The 9070-nt window shown below is 73.0% G+C and carries 4 protein-coding genes and 2 pseudogenes; all 6 read right to left on the bottom strand.

Features of this window, described 5'->3' with window-relative positions; genetic code table 11:
* Positions 1-215: pseudogene (locus ACFV0O_RS03720) on the bottom strand (transposase); the annotation flags it as partial.
* 162 nt (positions 216-377) lie between these two features.
* Positions 378-1106, bottom strand: a pseudogene (locus ACFV0O_RS03715) (5'-3' exonuclease H3TH domain-containing protein); the annotation flags it as partial.
* 297 nt (positions 1107-1403) lie between these two features.
* Positions 1404-2543: a hypothetical protein gene (locus tag ACFV0O_RS03710; RefSeq protein WP_380335854.1), complete on the bottom strand. Its 1140-nt coding sequence runs from the start codon at positions 2541-2543 to the stop codon at positions 1404-1406.
* A 5-nt stretch (positions 2544-2548) separates the two neighbouring features.
* On the bottom strand, positions 2549-4633 hold the full coding sequence (fxlM, locus tag ACFV0O_RS03705) for a methyltransferase, FxLD system (protein ID WP_380335852.1): 2085 nt from the start codon (positions 4631-4633) through the stop codon (positions 2549-2551).
* 15 nt (positions 4634-4648) lie between these two features.
* Positions 4649-5905, bottom strand: coding sequence for a lanthionine synthetase C family protein (locus ACFV0O_RS03700; RefSeq protein WP_380335849.1), 1257 nt, complete (start codon positions 5903-5905; stop codon positions 4649-4651).
* Entirely contained in the window at positions 5902-9006 is a 3105-nt protein-coding gene (locus ACFV0O_RS03695) for a lantibiotic dehydratase (RefSeq protein WP_380335846.1), read from the bottom strand. Before ACFV0O_RS03695 ends, ACFV0O_RS03700 begins: the two co-directional genes overlap by 4 nt.
* Positions 9007-9070 lie beyond the last annotated feature (64 nt).

The following is a 9070-nucleotide window of genomic DNA, read 5'->3' as shown; positions in this document are numbered from 1 at the left end:
ACGACGTACTGGCGTACGTCGTCGAGCACCCCGTCCGCGTCCCAGTCGATCCGGTTCAGCAGCCGCTGGATCCGATCCGGTCCGCCATGGCCGGCCTCCTCGGCCACCGTCCAACCGTTCTTGCGCTCCAACGGCGCCAGCAGGCCCCGCATATAGGCCAGCGCCGACTCCCGCGACTCACTCCGCGCGAACCGGTGGGCAAACCGCTCATGCAGCCCGCCAACCCGTCCGACCAGCAACGAGCATCGACCTCGGATATCTCCCCACCCATGAACAGCCCAACGAGCGAACCCGACAACCGTCACGGGTAAGCACCGTTGCAGTACTAGGTCGCGGCGCACGGTGATCATCGCCTCCCAGCGGAGCACGTCGGCCCAGGCGGTGGTGATCGCGGTGCCCTTGGCGCCGGTCAGCCGTCCGGAGCCGGGGAGGCCGTGTAGCAGCATGCCGTCGCGCAGCAGGGAGGCGGCGACCTTCGGGCCGACGCCCCGGACGCCGGGGATGTTGTCGGACTTGTCGCCGGTCAGGGCGCGGAAGGCCGGCCACTGGGCTGGGGTGACGCCGAAGCGGGCGACGACCTCGTCGGCGGTGATGATCCGCTGGGACGACTTGCGGGAGCGGTTCAGGACGCACACGCGGTCGTCGAGGAGCTGGTAGAAGTCCATGTCCCGCGACATGATCAGGACCGGCCGGGAAGCGGCGGCCCGGGTGGCGAGGGTGGCGATGACGTCGTCGGCTTCGGCGTTCTCGACCTCCGTCCATCGGATTCCGTACGCGTCCAGGCCGTCCTTCACCGGGGCGAGGAACTGCAGCGGCTTCAGTGCCTCCGGCGTTGCGTCCCGGTTCGCCTTGTACTCCTGGTCGGCGGCCACGCGGTCGGCCGTGCCGTGTTCGCCGTCGAAGACGACCAGGACCTCGGGGGTCGCAACGTCGACGTCGTCGCGGATCGCCGCGCGCAGCAGGGCGAAGAAGGCGAACAGGCCGGTCAGCTCGCGGGTCTTGTCGCGCGAGTGGATCGGTGCGGGGAAGCCGAACGTGCCGGCCCACAGCAGGTTGAACCCGTCGACGAGCACCAACGGCGCAGGGGTTGCGGGGGTTTCTGGCATTACGACACCGCCTCCAGACAGAAGTCAGCGATTCGGCGGGGCTAGAACTGAGCCGCCCTCCGATACACGGTCTGTGTAGTCGCGGTGCACAGTATGTCATCTTCCAGTTCGAACCCTCGTCGGCCTCGAATCCGGCTTCGGCGAGGGATGCTTCGAAGGGTCGGTCCCCGTCGGGGCGGGGCCCAGAGGGGCGAGCATGCTTTTCTCCGGTCAGAGTCGCGTGAGGACGCGACTCGGGCCACTTTGGCGCGGCTGCTCGCGGAGTTCCGGAATGGGCGAGGCTACGGCGGGCGCGGTTCAGGGGCGTGGTGTTGTTGAGGTGCGGCGTCCCAAGGGGGCACCTTCGGGCGAGCCCGGGTCCAGCGGGGAGTTTTCGAGCACCTCCCGGCCGGTGGCGAGGGCGGCCTCCAATCGGTTGTGGATGGGCTTGGGCAGGGCGGCGGAGCCCAGTGCGCAGGTGGCGAGCGCCTGTTCGAGTTCGGCTGTTCGGTCGGGGTCCAGGTGGTTGCGGACACCGGGGTGGGTGAGAAGGTCGCGTAGTGCGTAGCCGTCGCCCGTTCTACCGGCTCGGCTGGACAGTTGCTTGATCAGGTTTCGGGCGGCGGGGGTGTCCGGGTCGGCGGCGTCGATGGCGGTCAGGGCGAGGCGGGTGGTGAAGACCCCCAGGCCTTTGTCCGGTTCGTAGGCAAGGCAATGGTCGATCGCGGTCTCGGCGGCGTGCCGGTCGCTGGGGCGACACAGGGCGGTGAGGACGGCGGTGACGGCGTTCTCCCAGGGAGCGCCTGGCTGAGTGGTGGCCAGCAGGGCGAGTGCGCCAGGGAGGTCGTCGGTTGTGGCGCGGGCGAGGATGGCGACCTGGCGGCCGTCGAGGATGCGGCGGCCGATGCCGCGGTGCTCCTCGATGTGGTGCAGGGCGTCCATCCAGCGGCCGGCGGACGTGAGGGCACGGGTGCCATCGGCGATGACGACGCGCCACAGCCACTGGCGGACCTCGTGGCGATGCTCGACGGTCTCGGTGAGGCGGGCCGGGACGGTGGTGCCGTCCACGGAGGCCGTGGTGGAGGTGGTGACAGCTCGGTAGAGGTCGAGGAGGAGCTGGTGGCCGCGCTGGTGGTGTCCGCCGCGGATGTCGAGGCGGGCGAGGTTGACGATCGGCTCCAGGCCGCGGATGGCGCTCGTCGCCGGGAGCGGGCCGCGGCTGAGGTGGAGGGCTGCGTGACGGTGGCACAGCTCGCGGGCGTAGTCGGGTAGGGCGAGGTCGGAGGCGAGGAGGGCGGCCTGGTTGAAGACGGTGGATGCGAGGCCCGGGTCGCTCTGCCGGGAGGCCGTGTCGGCCAGCTCGGTGAGCCGGCCGACACGGGTGTCCAGGGGCAGGCACGCGGGCCGGTGGCGGGCGACCAGCGGGAATCGCCGGGCGACGGGACCGGTCGGGTGCACGCGGGCTACTCCCAGATCACGGTGATCGGGTGGTGGGAGCGATCCAGGACGAAGCGGCCGGCGTTCGGGTCCGCGGTGGCGGGGGTGTCGGGAAGTTCGAAGCGCGGCTTCCGGCTCCGGAAGCCTGTGTTCCAGGTGCGGATCTCCTCGGCGACGAGGTCGGCGAGCAGTTCGCGGGAGGGGCCGTGGCCGATGACGCCGGTCTCGTAGGTCTTGCGGCCGTCGGCGTCGGGCTCTCCGGGGCGCAGGGTGAGGTAGGCGAGGGAGTCGGTGCGGACGGTGGCCATGGCGCCCCAGCCGAACATCGGGGTGACGATGCCGCGTTCGCGGGCGGCGCCGGTGACGCTCATTCGCATCAGGGAGTTGGGGCAGCGCAGGGCCAGCCACAGGTCCTGGTACTCGTAGGTGGTGCCGGCCGGGATGGTGACGCCGGTCCAGACGTCGTGGCGCTCGGTGTCGAGGACGCCGAGCAGCAGGTCGGCGTCGACCGCGTCGGTCTGGTCCTTGTGGACCTGGAGAGTGACGTCGCCCTCGTGAGTGAGAGTAACGGTGCGGCGGGCGTCGTCCATGCTGCCGCGCAGTGGCATGAAGACGGCAAGCTGATCATCGACGGACACCCAGCCGTGCTCGCCGCGCTCGAAGGCGATGGTGCGGGAGGCCGCGCCGCGCAGGCGCAGCGGTAGGACGATCCGTCCGGTGGGCTTGACCTGCTGCAGCCAGGCGGTGGGCATCTCGCTGGTGCTCACCGTGGCGATCACCCGGTCGAACGGGGCCGCGTCGGGGTGGCCGAGGGCGCCGTCGCCGAGGACCACGTCGGCGTTGGTGATCCCGGCGTCGGCGAGGTGCTTGCGGGCGCCATCGACAAGGTCGTCGTCGACGTCGACGGCCACCACGTGCCCGTCGGGGCCGACGATGGTGGCCATATAGGCGGCATTGACGCCGGTCCCGGCCCCGGCCTCGAAGATGCGCTGGCCGGGTCGGGCGCCGAGCTGCTCCAGCATCAGGGCGACGATGGCGGGCTGGGAGGCGGCGCTGATCCGGGTGCCGGACCCGTCGGCCTTGGTGTAGGTGGGGCTGTCGGCGTAGGCGGCCTCCAGGGGGAAGCCGGGCAGGAAGTGCTCGCGGGGTACGGCGCGGAAGGCAGCTTCGACCGTGTCGGTGCGGATTGCTCCCTGGGTGAGCAGGTGGTCGGTAAGGCTGTCGCGCAGCTGCTCGGCGTTCCGGGCGGCGGCGCTGTCGCTGAGAGTAGTCACGTGGGCGACCCTAGTGGTTGTGTGGATGGTGGGCTGCGAGAGCTCGGTGCTCTCGCCGGAACGGAAGACGGTGTCCAACACGCTTGCAGCGGTGGCGGATTGGTGATCGACGGGGACGCCGGCGCGGTTGGCGTGGAAGATCAGTAGGTGGGCGAGGAGAGCGCGCAGTCCGCGTGTGAGGCGGCCGTCGCGGGCCGCGCGGACGAGGTCCTGTCCGGCCTGCTCGAAGGCGTCGACCCAACCGGTGTGCCCGGCGAGCGGTTCGCCGGGTCGGGTGAGTCGGTGGGTGTCGAGAGTCATCAGGCGGCGCATCGCGGTGGCCAGGACTGCGGCGCGCTCGGGGGCGAGGGAGGGCGGCTCGGGGCGCTCGGCGGCGAACTTGGCCCAGACGTCGCCCTGTTCGTACCAGTCGAGTCCGGCGGCGCGGAGCATGGCGGAAACGAGGACGACGAAGGTCTCGGTGCGGCCGAGTGCGGGCGGGTCGGGCTTGGCGGCACGGGCCATCAGGTGCCGGCTGTCGGTGTGGAAGAGTCGGTGGGTGATCTCCATGGCCTCGGGGCCGCCGAACGCCTCGGTTTCCGGTTCGTAAATCCCGATGGCCCAGCCGGTGAGGAGTTCCTCCTCGACGAGCGTGTCCAGGAGCGCAGTGACGGCGGGGGCGGGGCCGGCGGCGCGATAGCGCACCCGCAGACCCTGCTTGCGCATGTACCACCAGTCCTCCAGGACACGGGAGTTCTGGGTGTGGACGAGAACGGGGGCCAGGTGGTGGGCGGTGATCTGTTCGACGGTGGCGGGGTCGGCGAAGGTGAGGTCGTGCTGGATCCAACCGGTGGTCATCGAGGAGGTCCTTGATCAGGAGGTCAGCAGGCAGGTGTCCCAGCGGGTTGCCGGTGAGGTGCCGGTGGCCGGGGCGAGCAGGGCGAGGGCGGTGCCGGCGGCTCCTTCCAGGAACCCGGGTCCTGCCGTCGCCAGGAGGAGGTGTGCTTGCTTGTCGGGGTCGGTGCGGGGCGGGTGGGCGGTGTCGAGGAGCAGGGCGGCAGCGGAGTTCAGGTGTGTCGCGTTGCGCGGGAGGGCGTCGGCGGCGGCGCGGTGGGCGATGTGTGCGAGCCCGGCGTAGCCGTGGCAGGCGGACAGGTCGGTGGTCGCGGCGAGGGCATTCGGGTTCGCCAGCGCGGTGGCGAGGGCGCTTTCGGCCCGGTAGCGCAGGTGCTGGTCGCCGAGGGCGAGGGCGGCGAGCTGCTGGGCGCGGGCGAGGCCGGCGGTGCCGTAGCACCAGCTCGGCCGCTGCGGGGGCAGCGGCGTGCGGGCGGTGCCGTCCAGGCGGGCGCGGGTGATCCAGTACGGCCAGGCATCGCCGTCGCGCCAGCGCTCCAGCCAGGCGACGATCGTGCCGATCGCCTGGCGCTGGCCGTCCACTTCCACGCCCTGGCACAGGGCCAGGCCGAGCAGGGCGAGGGGGCCTGCGATGCCGTGTGCGAGGCCGTTGTTGGCGTGCCCGCCAGGGAAGCCTTCGCCGGGCGTTCCGGAAGGTCCGGTGGCGGTCCACCAGCCCGGCAGTGTCCGGCCGTTGTGCTTGACGTCATCGGTGAGGCGCACCAGGCAGGTGAGCACCGTGCGGATCGCCTCGCCGCGCGGGGCGCGGTGCAGCAGGACGGAGCCGGTGCCGGCCAGGCCGCGGATGGTGTCGAACTCCGCGAGGGCCGGCAGGTCGCCGCGGTCGAGGCGGGTGAGCGCCGCCTCGCATCGGCGGATCGCGTGGGTGGCGACGGTCTGGCCGAGGTGGTCGAGGGCGCGCTGGTAGGAGCCGGGCCGGGCCTGCTCGGCGCAGCCGAGGACGTGGGTGAGGGCGGGAGCGCCGTAGTAGAGGTGGCTGCCGAGCCCGCTCGTGATCGGGGCGCCGGCCGCGACGGCCAGCCAGGCGCGGACGGGCTCCCACGGGCCCCGTCCGGCGGCGGCGCGCTCGGCATGGAGCAGGGCGATGCCGGGGGCGCCGGTGGCCAGGGACTGGCGCCACTGCGGTCGCGAAGTCCACCGGTCCGGAGCCCTGTTGGGGTCGGCGAGCAGCTCAGCGATCCGGTCGGAGAGGTGGATGGCGGGGTGAGGGGTCACAGGTCACCATCCCGGGAGAGGCGGGCGAAGGCGGCGGCACGGGCCAGGTGAAGAACCTGGGCCTCGTCGTCGAAGTCGACGCGGTGTGCGCGACCGTGCGAGCAATGCAGGAGCGAGCCGAGGACGTCGTCCGGCGAGATGCCCTGGGTGTGCGGGCCGGGGAAGAAGGCACGGTAGGCGGTGAGGGCCCGGTGCCGCTCGGCCCAGGCGTCCACGATTGCCCCGCCGCCCGGCTCACCCCGCAGCGCCGCGAAGTCGCCCGCCGGGTCGGCCAGCCGTATGGCTTCGCGGAACACCGGCCGGGGGATGGCGGCCGTGGGCTGGGCGGGGACGTTGCGGACGAGCCAGTGGAGCCCGGCGGAGGGGGAGCCGGTGAAGCCGGTGGCGATGGCGACCGTGTGGGCGGCCAGCAACGCGATCCGTCCGGGCCGAGCGGGCTGGGACAGGTGGACGAGGACGGCGGCGGAGTCTGCGCGAAAGACGCGCTCGGCTGCGGCCCAGGCCGGGCCTTCGCCCCAGCGGCCGGTCTCCGTATAGGAGGTGGGGTACACGACCTCGGAGAGCAGCCCGGCCTGCTGGAGCTCAGAGGTCCACGTGCTGATCATGGCAGCGGCGGGGCCGAACGCGGCCGGTTCGGGCAGCGCGACGCGCAGCCGCAGGTGCTGGCGTGGGTCGCGGAAGCGGACGAACCACCAGTGCGGGTTCCCGAGTCGGGCGAGGAGGTCGGGCAGGTGCCGGGTGAGGACGGTGTCCTGCCGTTCAAGGTCTCCGTACAGCGAGGCGAGCAGCACCCAGGCGGTGCCCGGGGCGTCCCCGTGACCGCGTCGAAGGAGCCGCGCGGTGGTCGGCGTGGGCAGCAGAGGCCAGGCCGGGGGCCGGGTGGCGGTGACCGGGACGACGATCTCGTGGGCCCGGCCTTCGGCCCAGCCCAGGTCGGCCGGAGCCGGCGTCTCGACGAGGGTGGCGTGCGGGGAGGAGTCGAGGTGGGAGCGCAACAGGACACGGTGACCGGAGTGGTCCAGGTCGAACGGCAAGCCCTGGCCGGCGGCGGCCAGCTGCACCCACCGCGGTGCCTGGCGCCGCTCCAGGAGGGCGAGGAAGGCCTCGTCCCACTGAGCCCACGGTGCGCGCGGCGGCGGCAGTTCGGCGGCGGACAGCCGCCAGGTGGCCGGGGACAGGACGGTGCGGCCGAGCCGCAGCCGGGGCCGGAACGGCAGGGAGGCGAGCGCACCCCAGGAGAAGGGGGTGACCTGCGCGGCCTGGGCGCTGGAGAGCTCGGTGATCAGCCTGGCCAGCGGAGGGGTATGGAGGCGTAGGTTCAGGGCGTGGGTGGCGCTCGCCTCGACCCGCAGGCCCAGCGCGGGCGCGGCCAGGTACATCCGACGCCCGTCGCAGCCGACTGCCAGGTCCTCCAGCCGGAGCACCCGGTCGTCGCTGCCGGGGCGGTGCTCGGCGAGGCTGACGATCAGCTGCCCGGTCGCCGTGCTGCGGGCCACGTGCCCGGTCGCCGGATCCAGCGGCGGGCAGGACATCTGGGCGGTGACAGCCTGCTCGTCCATCGTTGGCAGGGCGGTCAGCACGTCGGTGAAGGCCGCGCGGTGCCGCGGGTCGAGAAGGTGGAGGAAGCGGCCGGTCGACACCCCGGCCGCCCGGGACACGGAGACCACCTGCAGCCAGAACTCGCCCCGGTCCAGGGCCTGCCGACTGCGGGCGTGGAGGTGGAAGCCGATCTCCAGATGCGGGGGCAGCCGCGGCCCGTCGTCCGGGCCGAGGTCGAGCGCGCTCAGCAGCTGTTCGTCGAGGACGACTTCGCGCTGCCCGTCGAGCGCCGCCCGCTGGGCGAGAGCGGTCAGGACCTCGTCGCGCTTGCCGAAGCGCGCAGGCTCGGCCGGCCGGGCACCGGGGTAGCCGTCGGGCCAGCCGATCCCGCTGTCGGCCACGACATCGAGCAGCGGCACCAACGCGCCCCGGCCGTACCGCTCGTAGAACCGCTGATGGTAGGAGCGCCACGCCGCCGACCCGAACGGCAGCGCACTCAGCCGGGCGAGCAGCCCGGCCGCCCGGGCGGCTTCGTCGGCCACGGCCCGGGGCAGCACGAGGTCGGCGTCCAGGCGCACGTCCACGGCCGGCACCGGCCGATCCACCGTTTCGGCTCCGCCGGGGGCGGCCATCGCCCGCGCGATCTGCGCGCGGCCCGTCCGACTGGGCGCCCGGTTGTGCGCGGTGATCGCCTTCTCGACCGCCCGCAGGTCGGCGAGCAGCCCGGCGGCCTCGGGAACGCGATCGGCGCCTGCCTTCTCCAGCGCGGCCAGCAGATGGCTGAGTGGGTCCGGCTCAGTGGCCGGGGCGTGGAGGCTGGTGATCAGGGCGCGGTGGGCGACCATCGCGGCCAGGGTGCCCCCGATCCGCGCCTGCTCTGCGGTGGGGAACTCGGCGGCGAATTTGTCGGCCAGCGTCTGAACCTGGATCGGGTGGCGGGCACAGGCCAGGGCGAACGCAACGGGGCGGGTGTGCCGAAGGCTCACCTCCGCCGGGCTCGTGCCGCCCTCAGCCCGGTCGAGCGGCTGGTGGGGGATCACGAGACGGTCTCCGCGCACGTGGGCGGTGCCGTTCGCGACCACGTCCAGCCGCGTGAGCAGCGCGGGGACCTGCTCCAGCCGGTGGACCAGGTGGGCGAGCCAGGCGGCCGAGGCCCTCGCCGCGGTGTGGTGGTCGCGGCCCCAGCGCAGCTCAGCACGGGGACCGAAAACCGTCGCCTGGACGCCGGCGAAGTGCCCGAACGGGGTCGGGCGCCGGCCTGCCCGCAGCAGGTAGCGGGCGGTGGACAAGGCAGCGCGCCGGACCTCCCGCGGCACCGGGGCCTCGGCGCGGATCAACTGCTCGACCCGGTGGGCGAGGGCGGGGCTGGCGAGCGAGAGTGCCTCGGCGAGGTCCTCATCGGCCCACAACGCGCGCAGCCATTCGGCCTGCCCGGACAGCAGGTCGTTGTCGGCGGTCGTGAGGTCCGGCCAGGCAAGTGAGGGGAGTTCGGGGTTGGTGACGGCGCGGAGGAGCGCTACTTCTGCGGCGCGGTAGGAAGTCGGCGGAGCGGAGCGGCGCATGGCTGACCTCGGTATGGGAATCGGATGACGGTCGGTGGCGGGCGGCGGTGCCGCCGGAAGGAGC

The sequence above is a fragment of the Kitasatospora sp. NPDC059577 genome (assembly GCF_042735475.1).
Classification (GTDB): Bacteria; Actinomycetota; Actinomycetes; order Streptomycetales; family Streptomycetaceae; genus Kitasatospora.
This window is presented reverse-complemented; position numbering and strand designations above follow the sequence as displayed.

Coding starts and splice junctions, on each gene's coding strand:
- fxlM (WP_380335852.1), bottom strand. CDS start 4,633: ATGACCACCGGTTGGATCCAGCACGACCTCACCTTCGCCGACCCCGCC.
- ACFV0O_RS03695 (WP_380335846.1), bottom strand. CDS start 9,006: ATGCGCCGCTCCGCTCCGCCGACTTCCTACCGCGCCGCAGAAGTAGCG.